This is a genomic window from Nocardioides currus, from assembly GCF_003057875.1.
GTDB classification, from domain to species: Bacteria; Actinomycetota; Actinomycetes; order Propionibacteriales; family Nocardioidaceae; genus Nocardioides; species Nocardioides currus.
The window spans coordinates 306052-321458 of sequence record NZ_PYXZ01000005.1 but is presented as its reverse complement, the minus strand read 5'-3'; the positions used below and the strand labels follow the sequence as shown (position 1 = coordinate 321458).

Annotated in this window: 19 protein-coding genes; 8 read left to right on the top strand and 11 right to left on the bottom strand. The window is 69.8% G+C overall.

Translation table 11 applies throughout. From position 1 onward, the window contains the following. Positions 1-16: 16 nt before the first annotated feature. A complete protein-coding gene (locus C7S10_RS13620; protein WP_243395366.1) occupies positions 17-388 on the top strand; it encodes an ArsR/SmtB family transcription factor in 372 nt (123 codons plus the stop codon). Further along, positions 385-1134, top strand: coding sequence for a cation diffusion facilitator family transporter (locus C7S10_RS13615; RefSeq protein WP_108344964.1), 750 nt, complete (start codon positions 385-387; stop codon positions 1132-1134). The genes C7S10_RS13620 and C7S10_RS13615 overlap by 4 nt, the downstream gene beginning before the upstream one ends. 84 nt (positions 1135-1218) lie before the next feature. Here the strand turns inward: C7S10_RS13615 and C7S10_RS13610 are convergent, their stop codons facing one another. Together C7S10_RS13610 and C7S10_RS13605 are read right to left on the bottom strand one after the other, a co-directional pair. Further along, entirely contained in the window at positions 1219-2571 is a 1353-nt protein-coding gene (locus C7S10_RS13610) for a hypothetical protein (RefSeq protein ID WP_243395365.1), read from the bottom strand. Further along, positions 2568-3419, bottom strand: coding sequence for a M23 family metallopeptidase (locus C7S10_RS13605; protein ID WP_108345008.1), 852 nt, complete (start codon positions 3417-3419; stop codon positions 2568-2570). The genes C7S10_RS13610 and C7S10_RS13605 overlap by 4 nt, the downstream gene beginning before the upstream one ends. Positions 3420-3647: 228 nt before the next feature. On the opposite strand from C7S10_RS13605, the gene C7S10_RS13600 reads away from it, so the two are divergent. Next, on the top strand, positions 3648-4262 hold the full coding sequence (locus C7S10_RS13600; protein WP_243395364.1) for a DsbA family protein: 615 nt from the start codon (positions 3648-3650) through the stop codon (positions 4260-4262). Between the two features lie 97 nt (positions 4263-4359). Beyond that, a complete protein-coding gene (locus C7S10_RS13595; protein ID WP_243395372.1) occupies positions 4360-4881 on the top strand; it encodes a vitamin K epoxide reductase family protein in 522 nt (173 codons plus the stop codon). Between the two features lie 28 nt (positions 4882-4909). Here C7S10_RS13595 and C7S10_RS13590 read toward each other — a convergent pair whose 3' ends face one another. Beyond that, positions 4910-5296, bottom strand: coding sequence for an ArsR/SmtB family transcription factor (locus C7S10_RS13590; RefSeq protein WP_243395363.1), 387 nt, complete (start codon positions 5294-5296; stop codon positions 4910-4912). 124 nt (positions 5297-5420) lie between these two features. On the opposite strand from C7S10_RS13590, the gene C7S10_RS13585 reads away from it, so the two are divergent. After that, the gene (locus C7S10_RS13585; protein WP_108344961.1) at positions 5421-6434 is read left to right on the top strand and encodes a cation diffusion facilitator family transporter; all 1014 of its coding nucleotides are present in this window, start codon (positions 5421-5423) and stop codon (positions 6432-6434) included. A 166-nt stretch (positions 6435-6600) separates the two neighbouring features. On the opposite strand, the gene C7S10_RS13580 is transcribed toward C7S10_RS13585, so the two are convergent. The 5 genes from C7S10_RS13580 to C7S10_RS13560 all read right to left on the bottom strand — a co-directional run bounded on the left by C7S10_RS13580 (position 6601) and on the right by C7S10_RS13560 (position 9907). After that, positions 6601-7098, bottom strand: a complete 498-nt coding sequence (locus C7S10_RS13580; RefSeq protein WP_341476750.1) for a DUF6036 family nucleotidyltransferase — start codon at positions 7096-7098, stop codon at positions 6601-6603. A 68-nt stretch (positions 7099-7166) separates the two neighbouring features. Continuing rightward, positions 7167-7667, bottom strand: a complete 501-nt coding sequence (locus C7S10_RS13575; RefSeq protein WP_207769372.1) for a helix-turn-helix domain-containing protein — start codon at positions 7665-7667, stop codon at positions 7167-7169. A gap of 430 nt (positions 7668-8097) precedes the next feature. Further along, positions 8098-8424, bottom strand: a complete 327-nt coding sequence (locus C7S10_RS13570) for a hypothetical protein (RefSeq protein WP_108344960.1) — start codon at positions 8422-8424, stop codon at positions 8098-8100. A gap of 74 nt (positions 8425-8498) precedes the next feature. Beyond that, positions 8499-8843 (bottom strand): hypothetical protein, encoded by a 345-nt coding sequence (locus tag C7S10_RS13565; RefSeq protein WP_133176517.1) that lies wholly within the window; start codon positions 8841-8843, stop codon positions 8499-8501. A 383-nt stretch (positions 8844-9226) separates the two neighbouring features. Beyond that, a complete protein-coding gene (locus C7S10_RS13560; protein ID WP_108344958.1) occupies positions 9227-9907 on the bottom strand; it encodes a hypothetical protein in 681 nt (226 codons plus the stop codon). 195 nt (positions 9908-10102) lie between these two features. Here C7S10_RS13560 and C7S10_RS13555 point away from each other — a divergent pair, with 195 nt between their 5' ends. Then, a complete protein-coding gene (locus C7S10_RS13555) occupies positions 10103-11575 on the top strand; it encodes a DNA-3-methyladenine glycosylase 2 (RefSeq protein WP_108344957.1) in 1473 nt (490 codons plus the stop codon). Position 11576: 1 nt separating this feature from the next. Continuing rightward, positions 11577-12059: a methylated-DNA--[protein]-cysteine S-methyltransferase gene (locus tag C7S10_RS13550; RefSeq protein ID WP_108344956.1), complete on the top strand. Its 483-nt coding sequence runs from the start codon at positions 11577-11579 to the stop codon at positions 12057-12059. 4 nt (positions 12060-12063) lie between these two features. Here the strand turns inward: C7S10_RS13550 and C7S10_RS13545 are convergent, their stop codons facing one another. The 3 genes from C7S10_RS13545 to C7S10_RS13535 are packed head-to-tail and all read right to left on the bottom strand — an operon-like array spanning position 12064 to position 13851. Then, complete coding sequence (locus C7S10_RS13545; protein ID WP_108344955.1) at positions 12064-12648, bottom strand: TIGR03086 family metal-binding protein; 585 nt, start codon at positions 12646-12648, stop codon at positions 12064-12066. Between the two features lie 20 nt (positions 12649-12668). After that, entirely contained in the window at positions 12669-13070 is a 402-nt protein-coding gene (locus C7S10_RS13540) for a hypothetical protein (protein WP_108344954.1), read from the bottom strand. A gap of 58 nt (positions 13071-13128) precedes the next feature. Continuing rightward, a complete protein-coding gene (locus C7S10_RS13535; protein ID WP_036491064.1) occupies positions 13129-13851 on the bottom strand; it encodes an IclR family transcriptional regulator in 723 nt (240 codons plus the stop codon). Positions 13852-13994: 143 nt separating this feature from the next. On the opposite strand from C7S10_RS13535, the gene leuC reads away from it, so the two are divergent. Then, positions 13995-15407, top strand: a complete 1413-nt coding sequence (leuC, locus tag C7S10_RS13530) for a 3-isopropylmalate dehydratase large subunit (protein ID WP_108344953.1) — start codon at positions 13995-13997, stop codon at positions 15405-15407.

Below are 15407 nucleotides of genomic sequence, written 5' to 3'. Positions count from 1 at the left end.
CCGTATGGCTATGAATATGGAAGTCGTCGCCCCCACCCCGGAGCCGGACGTCGAGCAGGTAGGCCTGGCGCCGGCGGCCAGTCTGTTCCACGGTTTCAGCGACCCAAGCCGGCTGGCGATCCTGCGGCACCTCTTGCTCGGCGAGCACCGTGTGGTCGACCTGACCGGGCACCTCGGCCTGGCCCAGAGCACCGTGTCGAAGCATCTGGCCTGCCTGCGCGGCTGCGGCCTGGTCAAGTCGAGGCCCGACGGACGGGCCTCCGTGTTCTCGCTGACCTACCCGGATCAGGTCCGCGGCCTGCTCTCGGCGGCCGAGACGCTCCTCGGTGCGACGGGTGATGCCGTTGCCCTGTGCCCCAACTACGGCGTGGGCGAGGCGATCCGATGACCAGCCTCGACATCGCCCCGAACGCGGAACGTCGGGCCAGGCTCGGACGCCGCGCGCAACTGCTGGCGGGCGCCTCGGTCACCTACAACGTCATCGAGGCCGTGGTGGCGATCACCGCCGGACTGGTCGCGGGATCCGTGGCCCTGATCGGCTTCGGGCTCGACTCGATCGTCGAGGTGTCGAGCGGCCTGATCATCCTGTGGCAGTTCCGGCACCCGCTGCCCGAGACGCGTGAGCAGCAGGCCCTGAAGCTGATGGCCTTCTCGTTCTTCGCGCTGGCCGCCTATGTCGGCTTCGAGTCGGTCCGGGCGCTGCTGTCTTCTCACGCCCCGGACCCGTCGCCCGTCGGGATCGTCCTCGCGGCGCTCTCGCTGGCGATCATGCCGTTCCTGTCCTGGGCCCAACGCCGTACCGGCAAGGAGCTGGGCTCCAACGCAGTCGTCGCCGACTCGACCCAGACACTCCTGTGCACCTACCTGTCCGCGGTCCTGCTCGTCGGACTCGTGCTCAACGCGACGCTGGGCTGGACGTGGGCGGACCCCCTCGCCGGGCTGGTGATCGCTGCCGTGGCCGTCAAGGAAGGGCGAGACGCCTGGCGCGGAGAGGGCTGCTGCGCCCCAGCACGGACCGACGGAGCAGAGGCGACCGGCTGCGGTTGTGGGGACTGTGCAGCCGTATGTTGCACGCCTGCCGAGCAGCAGTCGTCCTCGCCCGAGACGCTGCAGATCGGCCGGCACGAGTCGTAGTGCGGCACGATGGGGCTGGCCGCTGCGCTTGCCCCGCGGCCGAGTGGTGGGTCGCCGCTTGTTCCCAGCGGGCGCCGAACCCGGTCAGACGCCGAACAACAGGTAGAGGCCGGCGAAGGTGTAGAGCGTCATCGCGGCCAGCAGCGGCAGCTGGCCGCTGAGCTGCCGTTTTGCGGGCAGGAGCTGCAACGATCGGTCGTGGGCTGCAACCACGCCCACGACGTGCCCGATCACGATGGCGAGCACCTTGGTCGTTGCCAGGAAGGTCGGGTGCAGCGAGAGCCAGTAGTTGACCCTGAGGTCGGCCGTGCCGAGCAGGTCAGATCCGTCGGTGAGCGGGTCGCTCATCAGGGCAAGGGTCTCCTGTCCGGTCTCGACGAAGAACGTCAGGTAGTGGGCCACCATGTAGCCGACGATGATCGGCACGATGGAGTGCGCCATCGCGGCCGGGTGACGGCGTCGGGACAGTCCGGTGTCGTCTCCGACGCTCATGGTGGCGAGCGTGAACGTCACTGCGACGACGCCGCATGCGACGAGGAGCAGGGTCGTCTCCAGTAGCGGCACGCTTGCTGTCGTGGTCTGAGAGAAACGCAGCCATGAATTGGACGCTCGGAAGCTGTCGAAGGCGGTGCTCCCGAGGAGTACCGACACGACCGCCACGAGTCCAGGCTCCGCCGGGATTCCGGCCAAGTTCCTCAGTGGGGTGCGCAGCACCAGACCACCCGTGGATGTGCGGCCCCATACCGACAGTCGACCCACCAATGTCGAGTAGACCTCGAACGGGTCGGCACGCTCGAGCCAGCGGGATCCGAACAGCAGCGCACCGATGACGGTCGTGGCGAAGTAGAGGGCGAACCAGAGCCTGACCGGACCGAGGTACTGGTTGCCCGGGTACACCAGCTCCAGCCACACGAAGGCCAGGAGGCCCGTGGCGGCGGGCCAGTAGCCGAGACGGGGCGGCAACCGGAACAGGCCTTCTGTCGGGTCGAGTCCTGCCAGCCGCGCCAGCCCCAGGTGGAGGGTGCGGGCCGGGCTCACCGCCTTGAAGAACGGACCCAGCAAGAGGGAGGTGGGCACGATGCCGATCCACAGCCAGACGTAGACGACCCCGAACGTTGGGTTGCTGAGCAGGTCCTGGCCACAGATCGCGGCCCATCCGACGTACGCGAGGAGAGCAAGTCCGGATCCGCGAGCGACGACGGTGAGCGCGCGGCTGTCGAGCGCCGCGGTGAGCCACGAGGGCGCGGCACGGCCGCCCTCGACATTGACGAACTTAGCTCCACGCCACGCGAGGACGAGGATCGTGAACGACAACACGAGCGCGGCGGTTCCTCCTGCAATAGCGAAGGATGCGGGGATGGGAAGGTCGCTCCCGCCGCCCAGCCCGTGGGCGAGGGGTGATGGCATGCGTAGTTCCTCCGCGGGGTGGGTGGTCACAGAAGGTCGTTGGACGCGAAGGCGGCGTAGGGATCGGTGGTTCCTCCGCTGGCCGGGCGGACCTCGAGGTGAAGATGTGATCCGGTGACGTTGCCGGTCGAGCCGATGGCGCCGATCTGCTCGCCGCCGCGCACCTGCTGCCCGGTCGTCACCAGGAAGCGGCTCTGGTGGCAGTACCAGATCTCGGTACCGTCCTGGAGGGTCAGCACGGTCTTGTTCCCGTAGGAGCCGTCGTAGCCGACCGACGTGATCACGCCGTTCGCGACGGCGTAGATCGGATCACCTTCGTCGCCGTTGAAGTCCAGGCCCGTGTGCGAGCTCGCCCACAGTCCGTACTCGCCGTAGCGCGCGGTGAGGGCGACGTAGTTGACGGGTAGGAACCACCTGTTCAGCTCAATCTCGGCAGACCAGGCTGCCGCCCGCTGGGCGAACCGGGTGAGGGCCGCGTTGCGCTCGCGCCCAAGTCTCTCGGCTGCCCGGACCAGCCGGGTGTCGCTCGCACCCGACGACGTCCGTCGTGCGCTCCGGCTGACGATGCTGCGACGTCCAGCCGCTTGGGCCCCCGAGGAAACCGCCGCGCTGGCGCGGAACGAGGACATCGTGCCCGTCGCCTGCGCGGGATCGCTCGGGGCGGCGGCGGTGGCTAGAGCGCCGCCCGTGGCCGAGGCGAGGGCCACCACGCCCGCCAGCACGGGCGTCGGTGCCCACCCGCGCAGCCGTTGGAAGCGCGGTGCCGGCCGAATCGCCCGGCGCTTTCCCGGTCCTGCTGACGGGATCATCGGCGTTGCATGCGCCGCCGTGCCCGACCGTCGCAGGCGCGAACGATCCTCAGCTCGGTGGTGGCCCATGAAGCTCCTCAGGTCGGTGGCGTGACAGGAGTGCGGCGGCAGGCGACGTCGAGCGATGAGCAAGTGTGCCACCCGGGCCGATCGGCACAACTCCGCAGCTCACGCGTGCGCCCCCACGATCGACGGTTGGAGCACCCTACTACTATCCAACATCGTATTTGCCAATCGGACCCGGAGGCTCCTGTGCGCACCCAGACCAAGGCATCCCTCGGCGTGGGATCGGTGCTCGTGGCCGCGCTCCTCGTCGTCGCCCTCCTCGCAGGTCGCGGGGGCGGAGACACGCCGACGGCTCAACCGGACGCGGACGAGAGTTCTGCCATCGTGCGTTCGAACAGCCACGTCCTTGGCGAGGAGGGCAGCAGCGAGGTCACCTTCGTGGAGTTCCTAGACTTCGAGTGCGAGGCGTGCGGTGCCGCCTACCCGATCGTGGAGAAGTTGCGGGAGGACTATGCCGGCCAGGTGACATTCGTGGCCCGCTACTTCCCGTTACCCGGTCACTTCAACGCTGAGCGAGCTGCGCGCGCGGTGGAGTCCTCCGCCCGCCAGGGCCAGTACGAGGCGATGTATCAGAAGATGTACGAGACCCAGTCGGAGTGGGGCGAGCAGCAGAAGCCGATGGACGACCTCTTCCGCGGCTACGCCGAGGATCTCGGGCTCGACATGGAGCAATACGACGCCGACTACGCCTCCGAGGACGTGCTCGAGCGCGTGCGGCAGGACGTGAGTGACGGCGAGGATCTCGGCATCACCGGCACGCCGACGTTCTACGTGAACGACGAACTGTTCCAGCCCACCTCGGTCGAGGACTTCAACGCGGTTCTCGACGAGGCCCTCGGTGAGTGAACCCGCAGCGAATCGCGCGGAGCACCACAGTCACACCAGCGAACGTCCCCTGGCCTGGCTTCTACTTGCGTGCGGAGTCATCGGAGCGGTCGCAGCGATGGTCCTGTTGGCCGAGAAGATCGCCCTGCTGACGGACGACACCTATGTGCCCAGCTGCAGCATCAACCCGGTCCTGAACTGCGGCTCCATCATGCGCACCGCTCAGGCCGAGGCCTTCGGGTTTCCCAACCCAATCATCGGGGTCGCCGCATTCCCTGTGGTCGCGACGGTCGGAGCGGCTCTGCTCGCAGGCGCGGCGATGACGTCATGGTTCTGGCGAGGGCTCCAGGCTGGCGTGACCTTTGGCATCGGCTTCGTGCTGTGGCTTGTCTTCCAGAGCCTGTACCGCATCGACGCGTTGTGCCCGTACTGCATGGCGGTATGGGCGGTCACGTGGCCCGTGTTCCTGTACGTGACCATGCGCAACGCCCGTTCCGGGGTACTTGGCGGCACGATCCTGCGTTCGCAGACGACCGTCGTCCTGGGTGAGTGGCACGCGCCGATCCTGCTCGCGGGCTACGTCTTGATCCTCGCGCTCATCGTCGAGCGCTTCTGGACCTACTGGTCGACACTCCTGTGAACGGCCTCCGGCCAAGTTCCCGGATCCGCTAGACCCGAGAGGCGCCGACGCCCCCATCAACGCTGGCCGCGTCTCGCTCGGCGACTCCCAACCTGACGTGCTCGGCGTGCGACAAGGCCTGCTCGATGAGCTCGCCGATGTGATTGTCGAAGAGCCGGTACTCGACGTGTCGCCCCTGACGCTCAGCGGTGACGAACCCAAGGTCACGCAGTAGGCGCAGCTGGTGCGACAGGGCCGACTGTTCCATGGCGAGTGACTCGGTGAGCCGCCCCACCGTGGCGGGTCCTGCCTGCAGCGTCGCCAGGATGCGCAATCGCCCGGCGTGCGCCAACGCTTGGAGGGTGGATGCGACCGAAACGGCGGTCTCGACATCGAGGTCGGGAGGGAGCCGATGACGCGTCGGTTCGTGTGCCACAGGGTGCAGCCTATCGGCGCAAATGTATGAAGATGTCATCATGTGTCGTAGGTTGTTCCGTGATTCCCCCAGGGCTGAGCGATGCGGCAACCGACCCCCTCCGAGTTTCTTGAAGGACGCCGACATGAGCCACCCACAAAGCGAGCACCACGCTGAGCACGGCCACGGCCACAGCCGCCGCGGCCTGCGCGGCCTGCGCGGGGTGTTGGCCGAGGTGTTCCGACCCCACAGTCACGACGCCGCGGACTCGGTGGACTCCGCACTCGAAGCCAGCGCCGAAGGCATCCGCGCGGTGAAGATCAGTCTGGTCGCCCTCCTGGTCACCGCTGTGGCCCAAGCCGCGGTGGTGGTCATCACAGGGTCCGTCGCGCTGCTCGCCGACACCATCCACAACTTCTCCGACGCGTTGACCGCCATCCCGCTGTGGATCACCTTCGCCCTCGGACGCCGCCGACCGAACGCTTCCTACACCTATGGGTACGGCCGCGCCGAGGACCTCGCCGGCGTCTTCATCGTGCTCATGATCGCGATCTCAGCCGTGGTGGCCGGCTACGAATCCGTACGCCGCCTGGTCGACCCCGTGGAGCTGACCTACCCCTGGGTCGTCGTGGCGGCCGGGCTCATCGGCTTCGCGGGCAACGAGATCGTCGCGGTCTACCGAATCCGGGTCGGCCGGCGCATCGGTTCAGCCGCCCTCGTGGCCGACGGCCTCCACGCTCGAACCGACGGATTCACCTCGCTCGCCGTGGTGATCGGCGCCCTGAGCGTGTTGGCCGGCCTGCCCCTCGCCGACCCCCTCATCGGCCTGGCCATCACCATCGCCATCCTGCTGGTTCTGCGCGGCGCGGCGCGTGACATCTACCGCCGCCTGATGGATGCCGTCGATCCGACACTCACCACCCGCGCGACTGAAATCGCGGGGAGTGCTGACGGCGTGCTGGACGTCGAGTACCTGCGACTGCGCTGGATCGGCCATCGCATCAGGGCTGAGGCCGGCGTCCTGGTCGGCGCGGATCTCAACCTCGACGAGGCGCACACCATCGCTCACGATGTCGAGGAGAAACTCCTTCGCGAGGTCCCCAAGCTCACGAATGCCACCATCCACGTCAGTCCGCTGCCGTCGAGCATGTCCGTCTAGCACGTGGGGGTCGCGGGCACTGGCAAGAGTCGCGCCGTGGGCAGCTTGCCGGTATCGGAACGTCGCATTGGGCGAGCGAAAGGGTGCCCGTCGGTCCGCAGAGTGTCCGCAAGATTTTCAGCGGAGTCGGTGGAGGCCAACGACGTCCAACGGAGCCGTTCCCGCTTCATCGCATCGAGCTGAGCCAGGTGAGCGCTGGCTCGGTAGCGGCGGCGTCCTGCCTACTCGGTATCGTCGTCAACCGCGACGCGATCAGGCCAGCGTCCACGAGGTTGGCTTTGAGCAGAGCAGCCACGAAGTTGCGGTCCTTCTCGCGGAGGGCGATCAGCTTCGCGACGCAGAGGTCCTCCTTGTCGAGGCACCAACCGGTGAAGCGCGGTTCGCCGCTCGGCGCCGCGGTGTTGGCGTTCTGCACCTTGACCAGGCGATCGCGCCAACCATCGGGCAGCACAGCCGTCTCGAGGTCGACGCCGTCGATGCTGAAGCCGTGGAGTTCCTCGAACGGCGAGAACTCGCCGGCGACGCCTTCGATCAGGTCGGCCAGTCGCGCGGTCTCGTCGTTGGTCTCGGCCATCGGCAGGATGTCGACCTCGATGGACATCGTTGCGGCCGCGGGGAGTTGTGACTCGTCGTAGGTGCCGAGGATGGCCTGCGAGCCGACCACGATGACCTCGGAGTGGTGGATGATCTAGCAGGCCGCACGGATGGCGTGCTCCAGTTGGTCGCGTCGCCTCAGCCCGCCACCGCCATGACTTCGGAGCGCTGCTCCTGTGTGAGCAGGCCGCCCATGGGGGAGACCTCTCGCATCTCCACGGAGTCGCGGTCGAGGCCCGTCAGGACACGGTGTAGATCGGGGAGGTCGCCACGGTCGACGAGGCCGCGCCACCGCTGGAGGTTGCGTTCATGGGGCTGGCCGGTGACGTGGCCGCTGAGCCTTTCCATGTTGCGCTCAATCGTTGGGCGCCACCCCTGGATGCTCTCGCGGTTCAGGAGGCTCGAGAGGCGTCGGTGAAGCTGCCAGGAGCGGCGTTCGGAGCGAGTCAACTGGGGGACAATGGGGCGTCGTACGACCTCAAGGCGGAAACCCATGCACGACAACAGACGGTCGAGCTGGTCGTCGCTGAGGTCGACCTTGCCGGAGAGGAAGCCGCTGATGCTCGGTTGCCGCACACCGCTGAGCCGGGACAGGCCGGACTGCGTGGTGCTCGTCGTGAGCATCACCTCGCGCAGCACCTGACTCTTACTCGTCATGGTCGAAGTATAGCGAATAATGCTATAAGGGGCGGGTCGCGATTGGGGCTCTCGGGCAACACTGGGGCAACACGAGGTCCAGAAACAGCCGAATCTAGCCAACGGCGATCAGTCGTCAATTGCTGCTCTGACCTGCACGTTCACTGATTTCCAACGTCGTCCGACGACCCCCCAGTCGCTCTCTCACGGCGGTAGCGCCGGTTCGAATCCGGTCGGGGGTACAACACGAACCAGTGGCGGCGTGCCCAGCACGCCGCCACTGCGTCATTTCTGGACGGCGGTAGCGCCGGTTCGAATCCGGTCGGGGGTACAACACGAATCAGTGGCGGCGTGCCCAGCACGCCGCCACTGTGTCATTTCCACACCTGCTGGGCCTGGCTGACTCGATCAGAGCAGCTCGTGGTGCGGTCGGTCAGGGGCAGGACCCTCCGCCGTCGCCACCCGCGCCGTGCCCGCCGCCGTCGGACCAGCCGGCACCAAGAGTCCCGCTCCACCCGGCCGCGCGGCCCGTCTCGCGCCGTACGTCCGGGTTGCCCGGCACCAGGATCGCGTCGAGGAACGCCGCCAGCACGCCGAAGACCACGACCCCGGTGAACACCGTCCCCACGACGGCCGGACGGCCACCACCGTTCAGGAGCACCGCGACGGTCGAGACGACCACCAGGAGGGCCACGAACCCGACGAGGGCCAGCCAGGACGTACGTGCGTGGGGGCCGAGGCGACGAGTCAGGGTGCGCATGAGACCAGTGTGCGCCCGGGACGACCTCGCCGGAAGCCCCACGAACCGATGTCGCTCGGCGGGTTGCCCGCGCCCTATGGCGTCGACGTCAAGCGCCCGCGCAAGCATCGGAGCGTGAGTGCGTGCAGCGCCAGGTTGAGCGCCGCTCCGCCTGCAGCCACGGCGAGGAACACGCCGGAGTCGAGGGTCAGCTCGTCGGACACGAGGAGCGGCAACGTCCACGGAGCACCGAGGACCCCCAAGGCCAGCAACCCCAGCCCCAGCCCGATGTTGGCGTCGGGCGTGCCGTGCCTGGCGCTGAGCCCGATGAAGCCGGCCACCAGGACCACCACGGCGGCGTGCGCCAACCAGGACGCGCTCCGACATGGGTGCCCGGTGCTCGTGATCGCGCTTCGTTCGGGTTCCGCTGCCTGTCCCATGGACCGAGTGTGGTGGTGCACCACGACGACTGGCCTGAGTACGGGCACCCGAGATGCGTGTGCTCGCGGGTCTCGGAACGGACCTGCCGGTGAGGCGTACGGCGAACGAGCCGATCGTCGTCATGACTGGGACCCTTCGCCGTACGGGTCCGTCACGCTGAGTCGGATTCCTGTCAGGACAAGCGTGGGACGGCGGCCTCGAGGCCGCGGATCCATCGTTCGGCGTCTGCCGACCCCGCGGGCGCGCGCCGCGTGACGTACGTGGTGCTCACGGCGTGAGTGTGGCAGGAGCGCCGCGCAGGTCGGACTCCGGTCGAGGTCCGGACGCAGCAGTGGCGGCGTGCTGAGCACGCCGCCACTGTGTCATCGCTGACGGGATCGGATCACTTGGTGTTGACGGTGATCTTCGCGATGCCGACGAGCAGGCCGCCCTTGACGGCGTCGGTCTTGAACGTGTCGTTCAGGAGGCCGGCGGCGTCGTCGGAGATCATCACCTTGGTGCCCTCGAGGATCGCGGTGCTGCCCTCGGTGGCCAGCGGCTCGAGCGTGCGACCGTCGAGCTGGAAGAGGAACGCGTTGGTCACCGCGGTCTTGCCGTTGACGCTGACGTCGCCGTAGACACGCGACACACCGGGGTCGACGTTGAGGTTGGTCAGCTCGACCTTGGTGTCACCGGCGGTCAGGGACAGGCCGGAGCCCTCGTGCTGGATCTGGCCGATCACGTAGGGCGAGACCTGGCCCGGCTTGAAGACGGTGACATTGCCGCCCGTGATCGGGAACACCAGCGAGCCGTCGACGAGCTTCGCGTCGCCGACCACGCCGGGCGTCAGCTTGAGCGAGGTGAGGGCGTCGGTGAAGCCGGTGTCGAGGGCGATGGCGGTGTCCTTGCCGGTCAGCGCGTCGATCGCGGCCACCGGCTTGGGGGCCGAGGCGCTGGCGCTGTCACCGGAGCCGGAGCCCGAGCCGGAGTCCTCGGTGCCGCAGGCGGCGAGGGGGACGGCGAGCAGGGCGACGGTGGCGATGGCGGCGAGGCCGCGCTTGGCGGGGGTGGTCCTGGTGCGCATGGGGATCATCCTTCGAATGTGTTGATGGGGGCTTTCCCCTTGACGCACGTGCTTCGTCGTGGCGATCAGCACCGGATGGCGATCGGGCGACATGCACAGCAAGCTCTCAGGATCGAGAGGCGATCCCGCCGGACCGGTGACGGTCGTGTCCGATTCCCGCTGGAACGGATGTCCGATCCCCGCCAGACTGGGTCCATGCCCCGCACCGACCTCGACCCCGAGTCCTGCTACCGGGCGGTCAAGAGCAAGGACCGCCGCTTCGACGGCGTCTTCTACACCTGCGTCGCCACCACCGGCATCTACTGCCGCCCCAGCTGCCCGGCCCGCACCCCCGGCTTCGCCAATGTGAGCTTCCGCCCCACGGCCGCCGCCTGCCAGGCGGCCGGGTTCCGCGCCTGCAAGCGGTGCCTGCCGGACGCCACCCCGGGCAGCCCCGACTGGGACGTCGCCGCCGATGTCGCGGGTCGCGCCATGCGCCTCATCGCCGACGGACTGGTCGACCGGGAGGGCGTCGACGGGCTCGCCTCCCGTGTCGGCTACACCCCGCGCCACCTCGGTCGCCTGCTCACCCAGGAGCTCGGCGCCGGCCCGCTGGCCCTGGCCCGGGCCCGGCGCGCGCAGACGGCGCGGATCCTGATCGAGACCACCGAGATGGGCTTCGCCGACATCGCCTTCGCCGCCGGCTTCAGCAGCATCCGCCAGTTCAACGAGACCGTGCGCGAGGTCTACGCCGTGTCACCGAGCGAGCTGCGCGGACGGCGCGGCGGGCGCCGTACCCCCTCCGGCACCATCACGATGCGGCTCGCCGTGCGCACCCCGTTCGCGGGCTCGAGGCTGCTGGACTTCCTCGCCTTCCACGTCGTGCCGGGCGTCGAGGTCGCCGGCGACGGGTGGTACGCCCGGACGCTCGACCTCCCGCACGGGCCCGGCACCGTGCGGCTCGAGCTCGGCGACGACCTCCGCATCGGCGAGACGGCCTTCGTGGCCGCCGAGTTCGCCCTCGAGGACGTGCGCGACACGGCCGCCGCCGTGGAGCGGGTCCGGCGCCTCCTCGACGCCGACTGCGACCCGGTCGCCGTCGACGACCACCTCGTCGAGGACCCGGTCATCGGCTCGCTCGTGCGGGGCACCCCCGGTCTGCGGGTGCCCGGGCAGGTCGACGGCGACGAGACGGCCGTCCGCACGGTGATCGGCCAGCAGGTCAGTGTCGCCGGGGCGCGCGCCGTCGCCGGTCGCATCGTGGCCGCGCACGGACGCCCCGTCGACACCGAAGTCCCCGGCCTGACGCACCTGTTCCCCGATGCCGCCGCGCTGGCCGCCGTCGACCCCGAGACGCTGCCGATGCCGCGGGCGCGGGGGAGGGCGGTGGTCGCACTCGCGACGGCCCTGTCCTCCGGGTCGCTCGCCCTCGACCGCGGACCCGACCGCGAGGACGTCCGCCACCGGATGCTCGACCTGCCCGGGATCGGCCCCTGGACGGCCGACTACGTCGCGATGCGCGCCCTCGGGCACCCCGACGTCTTCCTGGCCGGCGACCTCGCCGTACGCAAGGTGCTGGCCGGGCTCGGTGGCGAGGCCGTCGACGTCGAGGGCTGGCGGCCGTGGCGCTCCTACGCCCTCATGCACCTGTGGAACACCCTGATGCCCAGCACCAGCAAGGAGAACTGACATGTGGACCGTCCTGCCCTCGCCCATCGGCGACCTGCGGATCATCGAGCGTGACGACAAGATCAGCGCCATCGAGTTCTCCCCGTTCCGCCAGCCCGCCGACGGCCGCCCGCTCGGCGCGCGCAGCGACGACCACCCGGTCCTCGTGGAGGCGGTGCGCCAGCTGCGGTCCTACTTCGAGCGCGACCTCAAGGAGTTCGACCTCCCGCTCGCGCCCGTCGGCACCGAGTTCCAGCAGCGGGTGTGGGCCCAGCTCACGCAGATCGGGTACGGCGACACCGCGTCGTACGGCGAGGTGGCGCACCGCCTCGGGATGACCAACGCGGCCAGCCGGGCCGTGGGGCTGGCCAACGGCCGCAACCCGATCCCGATCGTCATCCCGTGCCATCGGGTGATCGGCGCCAACGGCACGCTCACCGGCTATGCCGGCGGGATCGAGCGCAAGCAGACCCTGCTCGAGCTCGAGCAGGACGCGCTGTTCTGACGAGTCAGGCGGGCGACCACTGCGGATCGCGACCCGACCGGGCGAGCAGCCGGTCGAGTTCGGGTGCGTCGTCGGCGACCGGCGTGGCCGGGCCGAACAACCCGGGCGTCCCTGAGGTGTCGAACCCTGCGACGAACTGCATGCAGGCGGCTGCCGTCGCGTCGTCGCAGCGGTAGTCCTGACCCGTCGCGCGCGCGAGGTCCCAGCCGTGCAGCACCAGCTCGTCGAGGGCGACCAGCCCGGCGACCTCGCCCGGCAGGTCGACGCCACCGGCCCGCGTCATCCCCGACCAGGCATCGGGCGAGCGCCATGCCTCGACCAGGGCCGGCACGCGCTCGGCGAGCGAGTCACGCCAGCCGTCCTGCAGCTCGGGCCAGCCGTCGTCGTCGGGACTGGTGTCGGTCAGCGGGCCGAGCTCCTTGTCGGCCGCAGCGCGAAAGGCCGCCGTGAGTCCGACCAGGTGCTCGATCAGCTGCCCGACCGTGCGGCCCTCGCACGGCGTCGGGCCGCCGAGGTGGGACTCGTCGACGCGAGCCGCGAGGGTCAGGAGCTGGTCGCCGGCACCGCCGAGGTCGATGAGGTCTGCCATGCCCGCGAGTCTGGCCGACGTCACGCGACCTGGGAAGGGCGTACGGCGTGGCCGGCGGCTGCCCCCACCAGGGCCGGGGCCAGGACCAGGCCGGCGATGAACGGGATCGTGGACAGGTCGGAGGACACGATCTCGGACGCGCTCATCGAGGAGTCGGCGTCGAGCACCGCGCGGATGACGAGCCAGCCGACGGAGAACGTCAGCGCGGTCGCGCTCCACGCGGCCGCGGCGGTGACGAAGCCGCGGTGGCGGCCGTCGTAAAGGCCCCAGACGAGGCCGACGACCGCCAGACCGAGGAACGCGAGCAGACCCGTCCCCAGGCCGGAGTCGTCATCGAGGAGCCCGGGCGCGACGAGCGACCAGACGGCGATCGCGGCCCCCAGGGCGGCGATCCGGACGAGGACCATCAGCAGGATGTTCATGTCTCGAGCCCACCGTCGACCGGTGCGTGGCACGACCGCATGCGTACTCAGTCGGCGATCAGTCGGCGGCCGCGCGGCGCAGCGACTCCGAGAGTCGATCGGCGGCGGCGAGCACGGCAGGCGCGTGCATGCGACCGGGCTGGCGCGAGAGGCGCTCGAGCGGACCGGACACCGACACCGCGGCGATGATCTTGCCGCCGGGGGAGCGCACAGGGGCCGAGACGGAGGCGACGCCCTGCTCGCGCTCGCCGATCGACTGGGCCCATCCGCGGCGACGGATGCCGGAGAGCGCGGTGGCGGAGAAGGCGGCGTTGAGCAGGCCGCGGTGCATGCGCTCGGGATCCTCCCACGCCAGCAGCACCTGCGCGGCGGAGCCGGCGCGCATGGTGAGCTGCGAACCGATCGGGATGGTGTCGCGCAGCCCAGACGGGCGCTCGGCCGCGGCGACGCAGACACGGTGGTCGCCCTGGCGACGCCACAGCTGGGCGGACTCGCCGGTGATGTCGCGCAGCCGGGCGAGCACGGGGCCGGCGGCGGCGAGCAGCCGGTCCTCGCCGGCGGCGGCGGAGAGCTCGGCCAGTCGCGGGCCGAGCACGAAGCGTCCCTGCATGTCGCGCGCCACCAGGCGGTGGTGCTCGAGGGCGACCGCGAGGCGGTGGGCCGTCGGCCGGGCCAGGCCGGTGCCGGCGACGAGACCGGCCAGGGTGGCCGGGCCCGCCTCGAGGGCAGAGAGCACGAGGGCGGCCTTGTCGAGCACGCCGACTCCGCTAGAGTTGTCCATATGGCAATACTGCCGTCTCAGATCATGGGATGCAAGCGGTAGTGTCGGAGAGCAGCACCGCCTCGCCCCGCCACCCGACGCCGCGTCGAGGTCCGGCCGGCAAGGCGACGTACGAGAGCCGTCACGCGAGAAGGAGCACGAACATGGGCAAGACCCTGGCCGAGAAGGTGTGGGACGAGCACGTCGTCCGCAGTGCCGACGGGGAGCCCGACCTTCTCTACATCGATCTCCACCTCATCCACGAGGTGACCTCACCGCAGGCCTTCGACGGCCTCCGCCTCTCCGGTCGCCAGGTCCGCCGCCCCGACCTGACGCTGGCGACCGAGGACCACAACGTGCCCACACTCGACTGGGACAAGCCGATCGCCGACCCGGTGTCCAAGACGCAGGTCGACACGCTGCGCAAGAACGCCGCGGAGTTCGGCGTGCGGCTGCACCCGCTCGGCGACGTCGAGCAGGGGATCGTCCACGTCGTCGGTCCGCAGCTCGGGCTCACGCAGCCCGGCATGACGATCGTGTGCGGCGACTCGCACACCTCCACGCACGGTGCCTTCGGCGCGATCGCCTTCGGCATCGGCACCTCCGAGGTCGAGCACGTGCTCGCCACGCAGACCCTGTCGCAGGCCAGGCCGAAGACGATGGCGGTCACCATCAACGGGTCGCTGCCCGCGGGCGTCACCGCCAAGGACATGGTGCTCGCGCTCATCACGCACACCGGCACCGGCGGCGGCCAGGGCTACATCGTCGAGTACCGCGGCCAGGCCATCGAGGAGCTCTCGATGGAGGGCCGGATGACGGTCTGCAACATGAGCATCGAGTGGGGCGCCAAGGCCGGCATGATCGCGCCCGACCAGACCACCTTCGACTACATCCAGGGCAAGCCCGAGGCCCCGAAGGGCGCCGACTGGGACGCCGCCGTCGAGCACTGGAAGACCCTGGTCACCGACGACGACGCTGAGTTCGACGCCGAGATCGTCCTCGACGCCGCGACCATGACGCCGTTCGTCACCTGGGGGACCAACCCCGGCCAGGGTGTCGCCCTCGGCGGGGTCGTGCCGACGCCGAGCGACTTCGAGGAGGAGTCCGACCGGGTCGCCGCCGAGAACGCCCTGAAGTACATGGGCCTCGAGGCCGGCACGCCGATGCGCGACGTGCACGTCGACACGGTCTTCGTCGGCTCCTGCACCAACGGCCGGATCGAGGACCTGCGCCTCGCCGCCGAGATCATCAAGGGACACACGGTCGCCGAGGGCACCCGCCTGCTGGTCGTGCCGGGCTCGGTGCGGGTGCGGCTCCAGGCCATGGAGGAGGGCCTCGACCAGGTCTTCACCGAGGCCGGCGCCGAGTGGCGCGGTGCGGGCTGCTCGATGTGCCTGGGCATGAACCCCGACCAGCTCGCCGTCGGCGAGCGCAGCGCCTCGACGTCCAACCGCAACTTCGAGGGCCGCCAGGGCAAGGGCGGCCGCACCCACCTCGTGTCCGTTCCCGTCGCTGCCGCCACCGCCGTGCGCGGCACGCTCTCGTCACCTGCTGACCTCGTCAGCGCGGAGGTCTGA

Excerpts from the sequence above, each read along its gene's own strand:
- C7S10_RS13620 (WP_243395366.1), top strand. The coding sequence starts at position 17 with ATGGAAGTCGTCGCCCCCACCCCGGAGCCGGACGTCGAGCAGGTAGGC.
- C7S10_RS13615 (WP_108344964.1), top strand. The coding sequence starts at position 385 with ATGACCAGCCTCGACATCGCCCCGAACGCGGAACGTCGGGCCAGGCTC.
- C7S10_RS13605 (WP_108345008.1), bottom strand. The coding sequence starts at position 3,419 with ATGGGCCACCACCGAGCTGAGGATCGTTCGCGCCTGCGACGGTCGGGC.
- C7S10_RS13595 (WP_243395372.1), top strand. The coding sequence starts at position 4,360 with ATGGTCCTGTTGGCCGAGAAGATCGCCCTGCTGACGGACGACACCTAT.
- C7S10_RS13585 (WP_108344961.1), top strand. The coding sequence starts at position 5,421 with ATGAGCCACCCACAAAGCGAGCACCACGCTGAGCACGGCCACGGCCAC.
- C7S10_RS13570 (WP_108344960.1), bottom strand. The coding sequence starts at position 8,424 with ATGCGCACCCTGACTCGTCGCCTCGGCCCCCACGCACGTACGTCCTGG.
- C7S10_RS13565 (WP_133176517.1), bottom strand. The coding sequence starts at position 8,843 with ATGGGACAGGCAGCGGAACCCGAACGAAGCGCGATCACGAGCACCGGG.
- C7S10_RS13560 (WP_108344958.1), bottom strand. The coding sequence starts at position 9,907 with ATGCGCACCAGGACCACCCCCGCCAAGCGCGGCCTCGCCGCCATCGCC.
- C7S10_RS13555 (WP_108344957.1), top strand. The coding sequence starts at position 10,103 with ATGCCCCGCACCGACCTCGACCCCGAGTCCTGCTACCGGGCGGTCAAG.
- C7S10_RS13550 (WP_108344956.1), top strand. The coding sequence starts at position 11,577 with ATGTGGACCGTCCTGCCCTCGCCCATCGGCGACCTGCGGATCATCGAG.
- C7S10_RS13545 (WP_108344955.1), bottom strand. The coding sequence starts at position 12,648 with ATGGCAGACCTCATCGACCTCGGCGGTGCCGGCGACCAGCTCCTGACC.
- C7S10_RS13540 (WP_108344954.1), bottom strand. The coding sequence starts at position 13,070 with ATGAACATCCTGCTGATGGTCCTCGTCCGGATCGCCGCCCTGGGGGCC.
- C7S10_RS13535 (WP_036491064.1), bottom strand. The coding sequence starts at position 13,851 with ATGGACAACTCTAGCGGAGTCGGCGTGCTCGACAAGGCCGCCCTCGTG.
- leuC (WP_108344953.1), top strand. The coding sequence starts at position 13,995 with ATGGGCAAGACCCTGGCCGAGAAGGTGTGGGACGAGCACGTCGTCCGC.